Origin of the sequence: Maribacter dokdonensis DSW-8 (genome assembly GCF_001447995.1) — a bacterium.
Lineage (GTDB): Bacteria > Bacteroidota > Bacteroidia > Flavobacteriales > Flavobacteriaceae > Maribacter > Maribacter dokdonensis.
Genome location: NZ_LDPE01000001.1, coordinates 1,374,777 through 1,391,727, shown reverse-complemented (window position 1 = coordinate 1,391,727; position 16,951 = coordinate 1,374,777). Strand labels below are relative to the sequence as shown.

Genomic DNA, 16,951 nt, shown 5'->3' with positions numbered 1-16,951 from the left:
TACGTAACTTTAGTTGATTAAAATTAAACAAATATCCATAGTAGCACTTCTTTTTTTCTTTAAAATTGATCAGTTTTGCAGGGATATCAACATTTTTGAGATTTATGAAAGGATTTAACATATTACTTGTCTTTTTATTTGGCATTTTTTCATGTTTTGGACAACAAAATGATGCAAATACTTCTTCAAAGTTTTACGGTGAAGAGTTTACTGTCACTACATTGAGTGAAAAAGATGAAGTTATGAGGCAATTTGCCACCATGCCTGTTTCGGATTCTTTACAGCTACAATTTAAAACCAAGGTTAAAGAAGTGTGCAAAGTTAAAGGCTGTTGGATGACCGTTGAGCTAGCTGATGGAAACCAAGCTATGGTACGTTTTAAAGATTACGGTTTTTTTATGCCAGCTGATATTTTAGAAAAGGAAGTGGTATTGAATGGTATGGCATTCGTTGAGGAAATGAGTGTTGATGATCAAAGACATTATGCTAAAGATGGCGGTAAAACAGCTCAAGAGATAGCACAAATAACATCTCCAAAAAGAACTTACAGTTTTGAGGCTTCTGGAGTATTAGTTCCAAATTAATTGAAAAGGGAAATTATTACAACGGCTGATGGTTCTACGACCATTCAAATAAAAGATTGGCAAGAACAGTATCATTCAAAACACGGTGCTATTCAAGAGGCTTATCATGTATTTATACACTCTGGCTTAGACTTATTTGAAAATACAACGGTAGATATTTTGGAAATTGGATTTGGTACCGGTTTAAATGCACTGATTACTTTAATTGAATTCAAAAAAAGAAACCTAAAGATTAATTATACTGGTGTAGAGGCGTATCCCGTTTCTAAAGATGAACTTGGCCAGCTAAACTATTTAGAGCAGTTGAAAGCAAATTCCTTGAAAGATGAATTTGCTACAATGCACACATCTCCATGGGAAAAGTTGGTTGAGGTAACCGCAGACTTCAGCCTAACAAAGGAACAAAAATTCTTCAAGGATATTAATAAAAGCAATGCTTTTGATTTGGTTTATTTTGATGCATTTGGAGCTAGGGTACAGCCGGAACTGTGGACGGTTGAAATCTTTGAAATTATGTTCAAAGCAATGAAAAGTGGTGGTTATTTGGTTACATATGCAGCAAAAGGCAGTGTAAGAAGAGCCATGCTTGAAGTTGGTTTTTTGGTAGAAAGGTTACCTGGACCTCCTGGCAAAAGAGAAATGTTAAGGGCAAAAAAACAATAATTTTTATAGTGTTAGTAAAACTTTAACGCCTTTAAATTCAATAGGTTCTGCATTTATGTTAAATCGAAATTAAATTGCATATCAGCGAGCATCAAAAGCAATATCTTTATTCCATGAAAGTATTGATTACAGGTGCAACGGGTTTAGTAGGTAGCGAGTTGGTATCTCAATGCCATGAAAAAGGTTATGCCGTTAATTACCTAACTACTCAAAAAAATAAAATTGTTTCAAAACAAAACTATCAGGGCTATTTCTGGGATCCTACTACTGGTGAAATAGATGCCAACTGCTTAGATGGGGTTTCTACCATTATCAATTTAGCAGGGTCAAGTATCTCTAAAAGGTGGACAAATAGTTATAGGAAAGAAATTATTGAAAGTAGGGTCAATACCTTAGAACTTCTTAGGAAAACATTATTGGAGCGTGAAGGCCATACGGTAAAATTCTTGGTGTCCGCATCCGCTATAGGTATTTATCAAGATTCTTTAAGTCATTATTATACAGAAGATAATACTAATGTTGATGATAGTTTTTTAGGAGAAGTGGTTAGCCTTTGGGAGAAAAAGGCGAACGAGTTTAAATCTCTTGGACTAACGGTTGCTAAAGTTAGAATTGGTTTGGTGTTGTCTAAAGATGGCGGTGCATTGCCAGAAATGGCAAAACCGGTTAAATATTATGTTGGTTCCGCATTTGGAACAGGAGAGCAGTGGCAGTCTTGGATTCATGTTGCAGATTTGGCAGGTATTTTTATACATATTATAAAGTATAGGTTAAAGGGTGTATATAACGGAGTGGCACCCAACCCGGTGACTAATGCCAAGATGATCAAAGAAATAGCAAAGGCTTTGGATCAACCTTTGTTTATGCCAAATGTGCCCAAGTTTGTAATGTACACCGTGTTAGGTAAAATGGCGTATATATTATTCGCTAGTCAGCGGGTTAGTAGTAAAAAAATTGAAGAAGAAGGTTTTGTGTTCAATTATGTGAATATATGTCAAGCACTAGGTGCAATATATGATAGTGGTACTAAGTGTGTAGATGATAAAAGTAATGTGACAAAGCAATTTGTTTCTTAAATAAAATAGTTTCTTACCTAGATAGATAATCCGCTTTTGGCGGATTTTTTTTTATTCTTTTGTGACATTTTGACATTTTTAAAGAATTGGCAGTACTTTTGCCTGCTTTTAAACAGCGATTTAAATTACAATTAATTATGAGTGATAAAGAAAACACTTTGGACGAAGAATTCTTGGAAGATGAGCTTTTAGAGGGCGAAACACAAGAGCAAAAGGCAGGAGATGAAAAGGAAAATGTAGAGGAAGAAAAGTCTGTTGAAGAGACGCTAAGTGAAGAACTTGCAAAAGAAAAGGATAAGTTTTTAAGATTATTTGCTGAATTTGAAAATTATAAAAGACGTACTTCTAAAGAACGTATGGAGCTTTTTAAAACGGCAGGTCAAGAAGTTATAGTTTCATTATTACCTGTGTTGGATGATTTTGATAGAGCTATGAAAGAGTTGGCTAAATCTGACGATAAAGAGGTTTTCAAAGGAGTAGAGTTAATAAATGTCAAGTTTAGAGAGACCTTGAAAGCTAAAGGTTTAGAGATGGTTGAAGTTAATGCAGGTGATGTTTTTGATGCAGAGATTCACGAGGCCATTACTCAAATACCTGCTCCGGACAAAAAGATGAAAGGAAAGGTTATTGACGTCATCGAAAAAGGGTTTAAGTTAGGTGACCGTATTATTAGGCATCCAAAAGTAGTAGTAGGAAATTAAATAATTGGAATGAAGGAAGATTATTATGAAGTATTGGGCATTAGTAAAAACGCTACTGCTGCAGAGATAAAGAAAGCTTATCGTAAAAAAGCATTACAGTATCACCCGGATAAAAATCCTGGTGACAGTTCTGCCGAAGAGAAGTTTAAAAAATCTGCCGAAGCTTATGAAGTGCTTAGCGATGCAGATAAGAAAGCGCGTTATGATCAATTTGGTCATGCAGCTTTTGAAGGTGGTGCCGGCGGTTTTGGCGGTGGCGGCATGAATATGGATGATATCTTCAGCCAATTTGGTGATATTTTCGGTGGTGCTTTTGGCGGCGGCGGCTTTGGTGGATTTGGCGGCGGTGGCGGTCAAAGAAGGGTTAAAGGAAGTAACCTCCGTATTAGGGTTTCTTTGACCTTGGAAGAAGTTGCCAATGGTGTGGAGAAGAAAGTTAAAGTAAAAAGAAAAGTACAGGCAGAAGGTGTTACTTACAAAACATGTTCTACGTGTAATGGAAGAGGTCAGGTGACCAAAATTCAAAATACCATACTTGGTAGAATGCAAACAGCTGCAGTTTGTAGTACTTGTGGCGGTAGTGGACAGATTTTGGACGGTAAACCTGGTGATGCCGATGCACAGGGATTAAAGGTAGTGGAAGAAACGGTATCTATTAATATTCCGGCCGGTGTAGAAGAAGGTATGCAGTTGAAGGTTCCTAACAAAGGTAACGATGCTCCGGGTAACGGGGTGCCGGGAGACCTGTTAGTGGCTATAGAAACACAAGAGCATAGTACATTAAAAAGAGAAGGTGATAACTTGCATTATGATCTTTATGTAAGTATCTCTGATGCGGTTTTAGGTACATCTAAAGAAATAGATTCAGTTGGTGGAAAGGTTCGTATTAAATTAGAGCCAGGAATACAATCAGGTAAAATATTGAGATTACGAGGTAAAGGTATTACTAGCTTAAACGGATATGGAGCTGGTGATATATTGGTTCATGTTAATGTGTGGACACCTAAAGAATTGAATAAAGAGCAAAAAGAGTTCTTTGAAAAAATGCAAGGCAATGATAATTTTGAGCCTAGACCGGAGAAATCTGATAAGTCATTTTTTGAAAAAGTGAAAGATATGTTCTCTTAATTTCTAAATATTTGGTTATTAAATAAAAAACGTATATTTGAGATAATATTGGGCGACCAATATTAATTTTCTTTTTCATAGCAATTTTTTTCCCATCCTTGATTTATTAAGGGTGGGTTTTGCTTTTTAGGGCACTTCGTTTCATGCTTATCTCTACTGTAATTGGTTTGGTATAAAGGAATCATAAAGAGTATAGCAGGTCAAAACAATTCAATATCTTTGTAGAAATTGAGTACATGAGTCACATTTTGGTAGCTAATGATGTCACCAAACAGTTTGGGAGCCATACGGCATTAAAAAACGTTTCCCTAGAAATTCCTAAGAATAGTATTTATGGTTTATTGGGACCAAATGGTGCTGGTAAGACTACATTGATACGTATTATTAATCAGATTACTTTTCCTGACCAGGGTAAGGTATATTTTGACGGCGAGCTGTTAAAAACCGAGCACATTGCACAGATTGGGTATCTGCCCGAAGAGCGAGGACTGTACAAGAGCATGAAGGTAGGTGAGCAGGCATTGTATTTAGCTCAATTAAAGGGACTGTCAAAAGCTGAGGCAAAAAAGCGGCTTAAGTATTGGTTTGAAAGACTGGAGATAGGTGATTGGTGGAACAAAAAGATTCAGGAGCTTTCTAAAGGTATGGCCCAAAAAATTCAATTTGTTGTCACGGTACTTCATGAACCCAAATTATTGATTTTTGACGAGCCTTTTAGTGGCTTTGACCCTATCAACGCCAATATCATTAAAGAGCAAATCCTAAGCTTAAAGGATAAAGGTACTTCTATTATATTTTCAACACATAGAATGGAATCTGTAGAAGAATTATGTGAGCATATTGCCTTAATTCATAAATCCGAAAAAATACTTGACGGTAAATTATCCGATATTAAAAAAGCATATAAAAACAATATTTTTAAAATTGGTTTACAAACGGATAATCAAGAATTGTTGATGAACGAGATGAAAAGTAAATTTCAGATTCTTGACCATCAATATGATGTTCTGGAAAATCAGTTGAATTTAGAGGTGCAACTACCCTCAAATGAGTCTAGGGAAATTCTATCATTTCTAGGTTCAAGGGCAAACGTCAATGAGTTTAAGGAGACGATACCTTCTGCAAACGATATTTTTATTAAAACTATTCAGAACAAAAATATCGCTCATGAATAAATTACCTCTAATTATTAAAAGAGAATACATAGCCAAAGTTCGCAATAAGTCTTTTGTGGTTATGACCTTTTTGAGCCCTTTTCTAATGGTAGGTATGATATTGTTGATTGCATATTTAACGCAATTAAATGACAATGATAAAAAGGTAATAGGTGTATTGAACGAAAGCGAATATTTTGCAAATGAATTTGTAACATCAGAAGCTACATCATACATCAACTTTAACAACATCTCACTAGCACAGGCCAAAGACTCTACATTAAGTTTGGGTTTTTACGGTCTAATTTATTTGCCTAACGAATCTAGTTTGGAGAAGGTGGCAAAAAGAGCTTTTTTTTATAGCCAAGATGCTCCTAGCTCTACCATATTAGATAAATTAGAATCTTCCATTAATAGCAGATTACGGCAAGAAAGATTGCGTGAGTTGGGTGTGTCTCCCAAAGAATATGCTGAAATGGATCGCGATTATTCCATCAATATTGAAACTTTTGATGGTACACAGAACGTAAAAGGTATCAATGAGATAAAGGCCATAATAGGTGGGGCGTTTGGTTACCTTATTATGATGTTCATTATTATATATGGTGGTTTTGTTATGCGTAGCGTTATTGAGGAAAAAACCAGTAGAATAATTGAGGTCATTATTTCATCAGTGAAACCTTTTCATTTAATGATGGGTAAAATAATTGGTACCTCGTTAGCGGGTATTACGCAATTTGGAATTTGGATTATCTCTGGTGGAATATTATTGATAGTTGGCTTGGCTATTTTTGATATTGATCCTGCGAGCTTAACCAAAGGTGGTGGTGTTGCTCCAGGTATGGTGAACGGGGCAAATGTAGATGTAGATGCCCTTACACAAAATGTACAGTTATATGCCCAAGAAATTTTTGAGATTCCGATTATAGCAATGCTAGTGTTTTTTATAATTTATTTTGTTCTGGGTTATTTAATTTATAGTTCTATATATGCAGCAATTGGCGCTGCGGTAGATAATGAGACCGATACACAGCAATTCATTTTCCCGGTAATACTTCCGTTAATGCTAGCTATTTATGTTGGCTTCTTTTCGGTTTTCAGTAACCCTAACGGACCAATAGCCGTTGCTTTCTCTCTTTTTCCGTTAACCTCGCCAATTGTTATGTTAATGCGTTTGCCTTGGGGTATAGGTGAAGGTGGTGTACCGTTATGGCAATTGATTACATCTATTTTAATTTTAATAGGTACATTTATAGGTATTGTTTGGGTTGCCGCAAAAATTTACCGAGTGGGAATTTTAATGTACGGTAAAAAACCTACTTATAAAGAATTGTATAAATGGCTTAAATACTCGTCATAATGCAGGAGGGTACAGAGAAAATAAAGGAAATAATAGAAGATGATGTTTGGGGAACCATTAAAAAATTCTTGGACCTAGGCTATCAATTTGGTGATGGTGAAAAATCCATCCATATTACTGTAGGGCTTCTGTTACTGCTTACGGTAGCTTTTTTACTTACCAGTACGGTTTTACAAGCAATTCGTAGATTTTTTACCAGAAAAATGGAAATGGATGATAAGCTGAAGTTTATCAGTATTTTCAAGTTTATTAAATATCTGGTCTACGTTGTTGTGATTCTTTTTACTATGAGCGCTGCAGGTATAGATATTACCATTCTAATTACGGCATCCGCTGCTTTATTCGTCGGACTTGGACTGGCTTTACAAGAAATTTTTCAGGATATTATTGGTGGTATTTTTATCATTGTAGACAAGTCTTTAAGAGTTGGGGATATCATTGAAATTGACAATAAAGTCGGTAAGGTATTTGAAATTAAATTGCGTACCACAAGGGCAATTACCAGAGATGATAAGGTGATCATAATTCCCAATCACAAATTTATTAGTGATATAGTGTACAACTATACTCAAAACCATAAAACTACACGAGAGTTGGTACGTGTTGGTGTAGCTTACGGTAGTGATATTGATTTAGTGACCAAAATATTATTGGATGTTATTAAGGGGCAAAGAAGCATATTAAAAAGCCCAAAACCATTTGTTATTTTTGAAGATTTTGGTGATTCGGCGCTAGTTTTTGCTGTTAATTTTTACATTACCGATAGCTTTACAGATCCCAAAATAAAGAGTGAAGTAAGGTATAAAATAGATGCTGAATTCAGAAAGCATAATATTTCTATTCCTTTTCCGCAAAGAGATGTTCATTTGTATCAACAGGCACCTTTTCAACACAGCAATGTATCAAATACAAATAGTGATGATAAAGCATAAGTATGCTTGCCTGGGAATTCTGTGTTTAATGATGTTTGTTGTTGAGCCCTTTTATTCTCAAACGCCAGATGTGTTAAGGTTAGAGTATATGTTGATGCCGGAAAATAGCGGTGAGGTAGAGACTTCACGTATAAAATTGGTGCTCAACGTTCCCTTTGCGGTCCGTGATAAAAAAGATTACGTAGTGTTGGGGGCTGAATATAACAGATATAATTTTGAGGTGCCAGATGATTTATTTCCGGATGCTGGCGATTTAAGCAAGTTCCACGTGTTGGATGTAAATTTTGCTTATTTATATAAATTAAGTGAAAAGTGGAATCTAATAGGTGTTGTAACACCAAGGTGGTCATCTAATTTTGTTGAAGAACTACAAGAAGATGACTTTAACATGAACTATACGGTTGGTGCATATAAAAACGTAAAGGATGTAGAAAAGCCATATATGTTGGTTTTAGGAATTTCATATAATGGCACTTCTCCTATAGACGTTCCGTTGCCTTTTGTGTATTATGAAAAAAGGTTCCACCCCAATTGGTCTTATGTATTGGGGGCACCAAAATCAGGAATGAAATATTTTACCAAGAAAGGTCATTTTTTTCAAACCGAAGTATTTTTAGATGGATATTATGTCAATATTCAAAACGATATTTTATTGTCTGGTAACAATTTATCTACTGATGTGTCTTCAACGGCATTATTATTGACATTAGGTTATCAGTATAAAATAACTAAAGATATGTCCGTCTACTTTATAGGTGGTAGATCCATCTATCAAAATAGTGCATTAAGAAACGAAGAAAGAGAAGATATTTTCACGTTGAACGATGCGGCCGGACTTTACTTTAGAACAGGAATTAGAATAGGAATTTAAAAAGCAGTTATGTCAAAAATATTAGTAATAGAAGATGAAGCGGCAATTAGAAGGGTGTTGGTTAAAATTTTATCTGAAGAAAGCGACTCTTATTCAGTAGAGGAGGCCGAAGACGGATTAAGAGGATTGGAAACCATAAAGAACAACGACTATGATTTGGTGCTTTGCGATATTAAAATGCCAAAAATGGATGGCGTAGAAGTATTGGAAGCGGCTAGAAAGATAAAACCGGAAATTCCTTTCATTATGATTTCTGGGCATGGAGATTTAGATACTGCTGTAAATACTATGAGGTTAGGTGCTTTTGACTATATCTCAAAACCACCGGATTTAAATAGATTGCTTACCACCGTAAGAAATGCCTTGGATCGTAAGGTTTTGGTCGTTGAGAATAAAAACCTAAAGAAAAAGGTGAGTAAGAATTATGAGATGATCGGTGAAAGTAATGAGATAAACATTATAAAAGAGATCATTGAAAAAGTAGCGCCTACTGATGCGCGTGTTCTTATTACAGGTTCAAATGGTACGGGTAAAGAGCTTGTAGCTCATTGGTTACATGAGAAAAGCGCTAGGAGTTCAGCACCATTTATTGAAGTTAATTGTGCTGCAATACCTTCAGAATTAATTGAAAGTGAGCTTTTTGGACATGTAAAAGGTGCTTTTACATCTGCTGTTAAAGATAGGGCGGGTAAGTTTGAGGCTGCCAATAAGGGAACTATTTTCCTAGATGAAATTGGTGATATGAGTTTGTCCGCTCAAGCCAAAGTATTAAGGGCACTTCAAGAAAGTAAAATCTCTCGTGTAGGTACGGATAAGGATATAAAAGTAGATGTTCGTGTAGTGGCGGCAACGAATAAAGACTTGAAAAAGGAGATTGAAGAGGGTAATTTTAGAGAAGATCTATATCATAGACTAGCAGTGATATTGATTCAAGTGCCTAGTTTAAATGATAGAAGAGATGATATTCCCTTGTTAATAGAACATTTCTCTAAGAAAATAGCTGAAGAGCAAGGTATGGCAGGTAAAACCTTCTCTAGTAAAGCTATTGATTTACTTAAGGCCTATGATTGGACCGGGAACATTCGTGAACTTAGAAATGTAGTTGAACGCCTAATAATTCTTGGTGGTCAACAAGTTTCAGAAGATGATGTAAAATTGTTCGCTAGTAAATAACCTTTTATTTAGCGGCAGAGCAATTACCAATTCTGTTCAAAGCTTCTTGGGTTATCTCTTTGGTGCGTAAATTGTAATATTTACTTCCTTCTGTAATATTAGGTTTTAATAATTGAGCTTCGCATTCCTCATAAATTCTAGTAGCAAATGCGGTAGCCTCTTTACAATTTACACTTTCAACTACCTTGTTAAGTGAGAGTCTGTATTTCTCTAAAGAGATGTCTATAGTTTCAAAAAGGCTTTTACCTTTTTCTGGTGTTTTTTTAATGCTGGTATTTGAAGTAGATGTAGTCGTATTTACAGATAATTCATCGTTGGAATACACGCTGTCATGCGTATCGTGAGATTCCAATACCATAATAGTGTTATTGGTCAGTTCTATAGATTCATTTAAGTAGCTAATAGTGCCTTCTAGAGTTGTTGACCTTGTTGCTAGGGTAAGTACTTCTATATTCTCGTACATACTGGTTTTAGCAAATTTACAACCGCAAATATTCAGCTGTTCTTTAGATTTTTCCAAGGCGTTTAAAGCCTTGTAGGCGTAAAATCTGGCTTGGTTGATGTCTTGTGTTTGTAGGGCGGCAGTTATTTGGGATTTTGCATAACCCATGTTTGAATTGGCATACTCACATTCCACATTGTTGGCAAATGTGGGAAAGGAGAATAGAACAATAGTGTAGAAAAAAATGAAATTTTTCTTCATAAGTAGGTGTTTTTGGGTGTAAGAGTTGGGACCTTACAGGCATAAATTTATATGCTTTACCCTATTGAAAATATTATTTTCGATACAATACCGTTCAATCACGTTAAACGGAAAGCTGTAAAATCAGTTTTAACAGTTTTAACAGTTTTCTAAATTATTAGTATTCGTAGGTTTAATATTTTATATTTCAGTATGAATAATATAAATATAGAGAAATATAAAGCAACTAAAGATTTTAAAATATCTGAAAATGAGACATTTGAAGATTTTGGTAAATCTGATAAAGAGTTAAAAAAAGACTTATCTAAAGTTAGAAGAGAGCTTGGGGAGTTTCAAGATACTATTTACGCACATGGTAAGTATAGTATTTTAGTATGTCTACAAGGTATGGATACAGCAGGGAAAGATAGCCTTATTCGTGAGGTGTTCAAAGACTTTAACGTAAGTGGCGTAGAGGTTCATAGTTTTAAGGTGCCTACTGAATTGGAATTAAGTCATAATTACTTGTGGAGACATTACTTGGTCTTGCCTGCAAAGGGAAAATTTGGCGTTTTCAATAGAACCCATTATGAAAATGTTCTTGTCACTAGGGTACACCCAGAGTATATTTTAAATGAACATATTCCCGGTATACATACCGTAGAAGACATTGATCAAAAGTTTTGGGATAAAAGGTTTGAGCAAATCAATGATTTTGAAAGACATTTAGCTGAAAACGGTACATTGATATTTAAGTTTTTTCTAAATCTTTCAAAAGAAGAGCAAAGACAGCGTTTATTAAGAAGACTTGCTATCAAGGAAAAACATTGGAAGTTTTCTCCCGGAGACTTAAAGGAACGTAAATTGTGGTCTGTGTACCAAAAGTGCTATGAAGAGGCTATAAGTAAAACTACACATGAACACGCACCATGGTTTGCAGTTCCTGCGGATAATAAAAAGGCAACCCGTGTAATTGTTGCAAATATTTTATTGCAATCGTTAAAAAAATACAAAGATATTAAAGAGCCTATGTTGAGCGAAAAAATAATGGCTAATTTAGACAGCTATGAAGAACAATTACAAAGTGAGCAGTAAGCTAGCTCTAATATGTATGATCGCTTTTATAGCTGTGGGTAAATCACAGAGTAAAGATGAGGTACAGATCAAAAAAATGTATGATTTAGCACTTACCGAAGGTAAAGGTTATGAGTGGTTAAATTATTTGTCTAACCAAATTGGGGGTAGATTGTCCGGGTCCGTGCAAGCTCAGCAAGGGGTTGATTATACAAAGTCTCAGTTAGATTCTTTAGGTGTTGATCGGGTGTGGTTGCAACCTGTCTTGGTGCCAAAATGGGTTAGAGGAACTCCAGAATTTGCTTATTTTGAAACAACACCGGGTATAACTACAAATGTTGCCATTTGTGCATTGGGTGGCTCGGTGGCAACCCCGCCAAAGGGAATAAAAGCCAATATTATTGAAGTTGAGGGTGTTGAGCAGTTAACGACCTTGGGCAAGGATAAAATTGAAGGAAAAATCGTTTTTTTCAACAGACCAATGGACGCTACTGAAATTAATACGTTTACAGCGTATTCCAATTGTGTGGATCAGAGATATGCCGGGGCATTGGAGGCATCCAAATACGGAGCGTTGGGGGTTATCGTACGTTCAATGAACTTAAGGTTGGATGATTTTCCGCATACGGGGTCTATGACCTATGGTGATCAGCCAGAGTCAGAGAGAATTCCTGCTGCAGCTATCAGTACCAATGCGGCAGAAATGTTGAGTACTTCCTTAAAATTGAATCCGGAAATTAACTTCTACTTCAAACAGAATTGTAAACAGTTCAAGGATGTAGAATCTTATAATGTAATTGCAGAAATAAAAGGTTCTGAAAAGCCAGAGGAAATTATTGTCGTAGGCGGTCATTTAGACTCGTGGGACTTAGGTGACGGTTCCCATGATGATGGTGCTGGCTGTGTACAAAGTATGGAGGTTTTAAATCTTTTCAAAAAAACAGGATACAAACCAAAACGTACTGTTAGGGTCGTTCTTTTTATGAATGAGGAAAACGGATTGCGAGGCGGTAATAAATATGCTGAGGTTGCTATCTCAAATAATGAAAAACACATTTTTGCTTTAGAAAGTGATTCGGGTGGGTTTACTCCTAGAGGTTTTACCTTTGATAGCTCTCAAGAGAATTTCGAAAAGGTCTTGAAATGGAAAAATTTGTTCGAACCTTATCTTGTACATTATTTTGAAAAAGGTTTTGCTGGTGCAGATATAGGACCTCTAAAAAAAGATGGTCTGGTAATGGCAGGTCTAAGACCTGATTCTCAACGTTATTTTGATCATCATCATGCAGAAAACGACACTTTTGAACATGTAAATAGACGAGAACTACAGTTGGGTGCGGCAACAATGGCAAGCTTAGTTTATTTGGTAGACGCTTATGGCTTTTAGTTTTAGGTTAGGGCTTGTGAAATTAAGGAAAGTGTAAATTTCAAAAATGACCGTCAAAGGTACAAACCGTTAAAATTCTTTACCTTTGCGGCTTACTAAAAAATACAATAATGGAAGAAGGAATTTACGCCAAGTTCAATACAAGTAAAGGCGAAATACTAGTTAAGTTAACTTATGATAAAACACCTGGTACCGTAGGTAATTTTGTTGCTTTGGCAGAAGGTGATAAAGAAAATAGTGCTAAAGCTAAAGGTGAGCCATACTACAACGGTTTAAAATTTCATAGGGTTATTCCAGATTTTATGATTCAGGGTGGTTGTCCTCAAGGTACCGGTACCGGTGATGCAGGATATAAATTTGATGATGAGTTCCATCCAGAATTAAAACATGACACTCCAGGGGTGCTTTCTATGGCTAATGCAGGTCCTGGAACCAATGGAAGCCAGTTTTTTATTACTCATGTACCAACACCTTGGTTAGATAATAAGCATACTGTATTTGGTCATGTAGCAGCTGGGCAAGAAGTAGTGGATGCAATTGCTCAAAATGATGTAATTGAATCTTTAGAAATTGTTAGGGTAGGTGATGAAGCTGAAAAGTGGAATGCATTAAAGGCCTTTGAAGATTTCAATGCATCTGGTGAAGCAAGATTGGCAGCAGAAAAGGCAAAACAAGAAGCTGAACTAGATAAGGTTGCTGCAGGTTTTGAATCTACGGCATCCGGTCTTCGTTATAAAATGATTCAGAAAGGTGATGGCGCCAAAGCGGAAAAAGGAGAAAAAGTGTCTGTACATTATGAAGGATCACTTTTAAACGGTCAAGTTTTCGATTCTTCTTATAAGCGTAATTCCCCAATTGATTTTCAATTAGGAATTGGTCAGGTAATACCAGGCTGGGATGAGGGTATCTCCTTATTACAAGTGGGTGATAAGGCACGATTTGTTATTCCTTCAGACTTGGCATATGGTTCTGCCGGTGCAGGTGGGGTAATACCTCCTAATGCTACATTGATTTTTGATGTAGAGTTAATGAAGGTAGGTTAATTACCTAATACTTAAAAAAATAATGAAACACCTATAATTTTAAATTATGGGTGTTTTTTTTGTTCTAGTAATCTACTTTTTTCTAGTAACGAAACTACCTAAAAGTAAAATGATGTTAATAATCATCAGAACTAAAAATACGGTCAAAAATGTGGTCATAAATACATGTATAAGGTAGGGGAACCAGACTTGTTTATTCAATAGATATGTATTTACCTAAAAGGTTGCGTAGGATCTAAAAAAAAAAGAATAAAAAAAACCCGAACTAATAAGTTCGGGTTTCATACTATAAAAAAGTTAAATCGTTACCTAGTCAATTACTTTCACATTAACGGCGTTTAATCCTTTTTTACCTTGTTGTAGTTCAAATTCCACAACATCACCTTCTCGAACTTCATCGATTAAGCCAGAAATGTGTACAAAATGATCTTCGTTTGAACCATCTTCAGTGATAAATCCGTAACCTTTGGAATCATTGAAGAATTTTACTGTTCCTTTACTCATAATAGAAAAATTAAATATTAATTAAAGTGCGAAGATAGTTTTTTTTTGTTTAACTACTTAAATTCTTACAGGTTATCTTAAGGTTAATAATTGACGTCTAATGTATTGAGAATGAACTTGTTTTTATGCCTATGCAGTAGGGTCTGGAGTCATTCTTAAATAGGGTTTGACCTCTGTTACTCCCTTTGAAAATATATCTTTTGCATCTGCAGTACTTATAGCCGGACTTACAACTACCTCTTTACCTTGTTCCCAGTTTGCTGGTGTTGCTACCTTGTGGTACGCTGTTAGTTGCAATGAATCTATTACCCTTAAAAGTTCATAAAAGTTACGACCAGTTGATGCTGGGTAGGTCAACGTTAATTTTACGGTCTTGTCCGGTGCAATGATGAATACAGAGCGTACGGTAAGATTGTTATCCGCATTTGGGTGTATCATATCATATAGATCAGAAACTTTTTTGTCCTCATCTGCAATTATTGGGAAATTCACCACAGTGTTCTGTACTTCGTTAATGTCCTTGATCCATTCAGCATGAGATGCAGCACCATCAACACTAAGCGCGATCATTTTAACGTTCCTTTTGTCGAATTCATCTTTGAATTTAGCAGCAGTGCCCAATTCGGTAGTACAAACTGGGGTGAAATCTGCAGGGTGTGAAAATAAAATACCCCAACTGTCACCAAGGTAGTCATATAAATTAATTGTTCCCATAGAACTATCTGCCGTGAAATTTGGAGCTTTATCGCCTAAACGTATTGTTGCCATAATGGTATATTTTTAGATGTTTAAATTTATCCTATAAAATTAGTAGATTAAATGTCCTTGGCTAAAGTTTTCGGGTTAAAAGTCTATTAAAATTTTTACTTTTAGGGTATGGAAGAACTTGATAAATTAAAATACCCCATCGGGCGCTTTGAGTGTCCGGAGAATATCACAAATGAAGATTTAAGTAAATGGATAGAGGTATTGGAAACCTTGCCAAAACGTCTGTCTGCACTAGTAGATAATTTTTCTGAAACACAATTGGATACTCCCTACCGAGAAGGGGGGTGGACAGTTCGTCAAGTAGTACACCATATGGCAGATAGTCATCATCATAGCTACACACGTTTTAAATGGGCCTTAACGGAGAACAGACCTTTGATCAAAGTATATCAGGAAAAGGAATGGAGTAATTTGATCGATGCCAGAACTGCCCCTATTGCTTTATCTCTTTCCTATTTAACGGCCCTTCATGCTAAGTTGGTGTACCTGTTAAAGAGGTTAACGCCTGAAGATATGGAGAATAGCTATATTCATCCAGATGGTAATGTAAATGTATCTGTAGCGGAGAATATTGGAAAATATGCTTGGCATAGTAACCATCACTTTGCGCATATTAAAAGTTTAGCCGACAGAATGGGGTGGTAGCGGATTAAATCATCTTTTTTAGAAGAAACATTGGCTTTTCTTCCTCTATGACATTTTTGAAGGGTACCGTGCTTTCAGCAACAATATCAAAATCATTCTTAAGATAGAATGGTAAGGCAGGTCCCTTCTGCATTGATTCCAAAAAGATCGCTTTTTTAGATAGCTTTTTGGCTATGCTTTCAACAAAATTAAGGCTTTTGTTACCTACACCTTTACCGGCAAATTCTTTAAGAATATAAATTTTATCTAGGTAAAGCGCATCTTTAGCTTCTAAACCTTTAATGTTTTTATGAAAAGTAATCTTTAAAAGACCTACGTAATCTATACCTGATTTTATTAAATATAGAGCGCTATTTTTATTGTTGTCTTCCTCTTCTAAAATTGTTTTGGTAAAACTATGTTCAATGTAGGTGGTGGTATCCCCATTTGGCCATAAGTGTCTATAGTGTTGATTGTAAGAGGTTATACCTGTTTTTATATAAATATCATGCAATGCAGGGGTCAACTCTTGAAATGTTATATCGATATTCATCAACGGTATAGATGTATAAGATTAAGCTTGTCCTATTTCCATTTAATATTACAGCCTATACTTGGCTTTTGAATAGCACTTATTTCTCTTCCGTGAATGAGATTTTCCATTGCATTTCTCAAATCAATGCCGGTTAGTGGTGAGCCATTACCTGGTCTAGAGTCGTCTAACTGACCTCTATAGACCAATTTTAATTCATTGTCAAAAAGAAAAAAATCTGGAGTACAAGCGGCATCGTAAGCTTTTGCCACTGTCTGATCTTCGTCATAAAGATATGGAAAGGTATAATTTTCAGCTTTAGCCTTAATTCGCATAAAGTGAGGCGCATCCTCTGGATATTTTTCAACATCATTACTAGAAATGGCAATAAATTGAATACCCTTGCTTTGGAACTCTTTAGCCATTTTAACTATTTCAGGGTTTACATGGATAACAAATGGGCAATGATTACAAATAAACATTATTAGAGTGCCAACTTCACCGTTCATGGCATGAAGGTTCATGGTTTTTTCGCTAACCGTGTCCATTAAACTAAATTCTGGCGCTACGGTTCCCAATGCCAACATATTACTTTCTGTTCTTGCCATACCAACTAAAATTTTAATGTACTAAGTTAACAAATTAATGGAGCTTGTATTTACTTTATATAATTCATAATCCTTAAAATTTTAATA

The 16,951-nt window shown here is 35.6% G+C and carries 19 protein-coding genes; 14 read left to right on the top strand and 5 right to left on the bottom strand.

Features of this window, described 5'->3' with window-relative positions; all coding sequences use genetic code 11:
• Positions 1-104: 104 nt before the first annotated feature.
• The 10 genes from I600_RS06080 (at position 105) to I600_RS06035 (ending at position 9,642) form a co-directional block, all read left to right on the top strand.
• Entirely contained in the window at positions 105-584 is a 480-nt protein-coding gene (locus I600_RS06080) for a DUF4920 domain-containing protein (protein WP_058103581.1), read from the top strand.
• Positions 585-1,247: a tRNA (5-methylaminomethyl-2-thiouridine)(34)-methyltransferase MnmD gene (gene mnmD, locus I600_RS06075; protein WP_058103580.1), complete on the top strand. Its 663-nt coding sequence runs from the start codon at positions 585-587 to the stop codon at positions 1,245-1,247.
• Between the two features lie 113 nt (positions 1,248-1,360).
• Positions 1,361-2,323, top strand: coding sequence for a TIGR01777 family oxidoreductase (locus I600_RS06070; protein ID WP_058103579.1), 963 nt, complete (start codon positions 1,361-1,363; stop codon positions 2,321-2,323).
• A gap of 137 nt (positions 2,324-2,460) precedes the next feature.
• The gene (locus I600_RS06065; RefSeq protein WP_058103578.1) at positions 2,461-3,024 is read left to right on the top strand and encodes a nucleotide exchange factor GrpE; all 564 of its coding nucleotides are present in this window, start codon (positions 2,461-2,463) and stop codon (positions 3,022-3,024) included.
• A 9-nt stretch (positions 3,025-3,033) separates the two neighbouring features.
• Positions 3,034-4,152, top strand: a complete 1,119-nt coding sequence (gene dnaJ / locus I600_RS06060) for a molecular chaperone DnaJ (protein WP_058103577.1) — start codon at positions 3,034-3,036, stop codon at positions 4,150-4,152.
• 236 nt (positions 4,153-4,388) lie between these two features.
• Positions 4,389-5,327 carry an ABC transporter ATP-binding protein gene (locus I600_RS06055; RefSeq protein ID WP_058103576.1) on the top strand — a complete coding sequence of 313 codons (939 nt, stop codon included), beginning with the start codon at positions 4,389-4,391 and terminating at the stop codon, positions 5,325-5,327.
• Positions 5,320-6,666, top strand: a complete 1,347-nt coding sequence (locus I600_RS06050) for an ABC transporter permease (RefSeq protein WP_058103575.1) — start codon at positions 5,320-5,322, stop codon at positions 6,664-6,666. Before I600_RS06055 ends, I600_RS06050 begins: the two co-directional genes overlap by 8 nt.
• Positions 6,666-7,598 carry a mechanosensitive ion channel family protein gene (locus I600_RS06045; RefSeq protein ID WP_058103574.1) on the top strand — a complete coding sequence of 311 codons (933 nt, stop codon included), beginning with the start codon at positions 6,666-6,668 and terminating at the stop codon, positions 7,596-7,598. Before I600_RS06050 ends, I600_RS06045 begins: the two co-directional genes overlap by 1 nt.
• Positions 7,585-8,469, top strand: coding sequence for a DUF6268 family outer membrane beta-barrel protein (locus I600_RS06040; protein ID WP_143751709.1), 885 nt, complete (start codon positions 7,585-7,587; stop codon positions 8,467-8,469). Before I600_RS06045 ends, I600_RS06040 begins: the two co-directional genes overlap by 14 nt.
• A gap of 9 nt (positions 8,470-8,478) precedes the next feature.
• Complete coding sequence (locus tag I600_RS06035; protein WP_058103572.1) at positions 8,479-9,642, top strand: sigma-54-dependent transcriptional regulator; 1,164 nt, start codon at positions 8,479-8,481, stop codon at positions 9,640-9,642.
• A gap of 4 nt (positions 9,643-9,646) precedes the next feature.
• Here the strand turns inward: I600_RS06035 and I600_RS06030 are convergent, their stop codons facing one another.
• Complete coding sequence (locus I600_RS06030; protein ID WP_058103571.1) at positions 9,647-10,345, bottom strand: hypothetical protein; 699 nt, start codon at positions 10,343-10,345, stop codon at positions 9,647-9,649.
• Positions 10,346-10,537: 192 nt separating this feature from the next.
• Here I600_RS06030 and I600_RS06025 point away from each other — a divergent pair, with 192 nt between their 5' ends.
• From I600_RS06025 to I600_RS06015, 3 genes are all read left to right on the top strand, one after another.
• A complete protein-coding gene (locus tag I600_RS06025) occupies positions 10,538-11,419 on the top strand; it encodes a PPK2 family polyphosphate kinase (protein WP_058103570.1) in 882 nt (293 codons plus the stop codon).
• Positions 11,391-12,785, top strand: coding sequence for a M28 family peptidase (locus tag I600_RS06020; protein WP_058103569.1), 1,395 nt, complete (start codon positions 11,391-11,393; stop codon positions 12,783-12,785). Before I600_RS06025 ends, I600_RS06020 begins: the two co-directional genes overlap by 29 nt.
• Before the next feature lie 110 nt (positions 12,786-12,895).
• Positions 12,896-13,828, top strand: coding sequence for a peptidylprolyl isomerase (locus I600_RS06015; RefSeq protein WP_058103568.1), 933 nt, complete (start codon positions 12,896-12,898; stop codon positions 13,826-13,828).
• Positions 13,829-14,137: 309 nt separating this feature from the next.
• Here I600_RS06015 and I600_RS06010 read toward each other — a convergent pair whose 3' ends face one another.
• Together I600_RS06010 and I600_RS06005 are read right to left on the bottom strand one after the other, a co-directional pair.
• Positions 14,138-14,332 carry a cold-shock protein gene (locus I600_RS06010; RefSeq protein ID WP_027064347.1) on the bottom strand — a complete coding sequence of 65 codons (195 nt, stop codon included), beginning with the start codon at positions 14,330-14,332 and terminating at the stop codon, positions 14,138-14,140.
• A gap of 129 nt (positions 14,333-14,461) precedes the next feature.
• Complete coding sequence (locus I600_RS06005; protein ID WP_058103567.1) at positions 14,462-15,100, bottom strand: peroxiredoxin; 639 nt, start codon at positions 15,098-15,100, stop codon at positions 14,462-14,464.
• A gap of 108 nt (positions 15,101-15,208) precedes the next feature.
• Here I600_RS06005 and I600_RS06000 point away from each other — a divergent pair, with 108 nt between their 5' ends.
• Positions 15,209-15,745: a YfiT family bacillithiol transferase gene (locus I600_RS06000; protein ID WP_058103566.1), complete on the top strand. Its 537-nt coding sequence runs from the start codon at positions 15,209-15,211 to the stop codon at positions 15,743-15,745.
• Between the two features lie 4 nt (positions 15,746-15,749).
• Here the strand turns inward: I600_RS06000 and I600_RS05995 are convergent, their stop codons facing one another.
• A complete protein-coding gene (locus I600_RS05995; RefSeq protein ID WP_058103565.1) occupies positions 15,750-16,277 on the bottom strand; it encodes a GNAT family N-acetyltransferase in 528 nt (175 codons plus the stop codon).
• A gap of 32 nt (positions 16,278-16,309) precedes the next feature.
• A complete protein-coding gene (locus tag I600_RS05990) occupies positions 16,310-16,864 on the bottom strand; it encodes a thioredoxin family protein (protein ID WP_058103564.1) in 555 nt (184 codons plus the stop codon).
• Positions 16,865-16,951 lie beyond the last annotated feature (87 nt).

Coding starts and splice junctions, on each gene's coding strand:
- I600_RS06080 (WP_058103581.1), top strand. CDS start 105: ATGAAAGGATTTAACATATTACTTGTCTTTTTATTTGGCATTTTTTCA.
- I600_RS06070 (WP_058103579.1), top strand. CDS start 1,361: ATGAAAGTATTGATTACAGGTGCAACGGGTTTAGTAGGTAGCGAGTTG.
- I600_RS06065 (WP_058103578.1), top strand. CDS start 2,461: ATGAGTGATAAAGAAAACACTTTGGACGAAGAATTCTTGGAAGATGAG.
- dnaJ (WP_058103577.1), top strand. CDS start 3,034: ATGAAGGAAGATTATTATGAAGTATTGGGCATTAGTAAAAACGCTACT.
- I600_RS06055 (WP_058103576.1), top strand. CDS start 4,389: ATGAGTCACATTTTGGTAGCTAATGATGTCACCAAACAGTTTGGGAGC.
- I600_RS06050 (WP_058103575.1), top strand. CDS start 5,320: ATGAATAAATTACCTCTAATTATTAAAAGAGAATACATAGCCAAAGTT.
- I600_RS06045 (WP_058103574.1), top strand. CDS start 6,666: ATGCAGGAGGGTACAGAGAAAATAAAGGAAATAATAGAAGATGATGTT.
- I600_RS06040 (WP_143751709.1), top strand. CDS start 7,585: ATGATAAAGCATAAGTATGCTTGCCTGGGAATTCTGTGTTTAATGATG.
- I600_RS06035 (WP_058103572.1), top strand. CDS start 8,479: ATGTCAAAAATATTAGTAATAGAAGATGAAGCGGCAATTAGAAGGGTG.
- I600_RS06030 (WP_058103571.1), bottom strand. CDS start 10,345: ATGAAGAAAAATTTCATTTTTTTCTACACTATTGTTCTATTCTCCTTT.
- I600_RS06025 (WP_058103570.1), top strand. CDS start 10,538: ATGAATAATATAAATATAGAGAAATATAAAGCAACTAAAGATTTTAAA.
- I600_RS06020 (WP_058103569.1), top strand. CDS start 11,391: ATGAAGAACAATTACAAAGTGAGCAGTAAGCTAGCTCTAATATGTATG.
- I600_RS06015 (WP_058103568.1), top strand. CDS start 12,896: ATGGAAGAAGGAATTTACGCCAAGTTCAATACAAGTAAAGGCGAAATA.
- I600_RS06010 (WP_027064347.1), bottom strand. CDS start 14,332: ATGAGTAAAGGAACAGTAAAATTCTTCAATGATTCCAAAGGTTACGGA.
- I600_RS06005 (WP_058103567.1), bottom strand. CDS start 15,100: ATGGCAACAATACGTTTAGGCGATAAAGCTCCAAATTTCACGGCAGAT.
- I600_RS06000 (WP_058103566.1), top strand. CDS start 15,209: ATGGAAGAACTTGATAAATTAAAATACCCCATCGGGCGCTTTGAGTGT.
- I600_RS05995 (WP_058103565.1), bottom strand. CDS start 16,277: ATGAATATCGATATAACATTTCAAGAGTTGACCCCTGCATTGCATGAT.
- I600_RS05990 (WP_058103564.1), bottom strand. CDS start 16,864: ATGGCAAGAACAGAAAGTAATATGTTGGCATTGGGAACCGTAGCGCCA.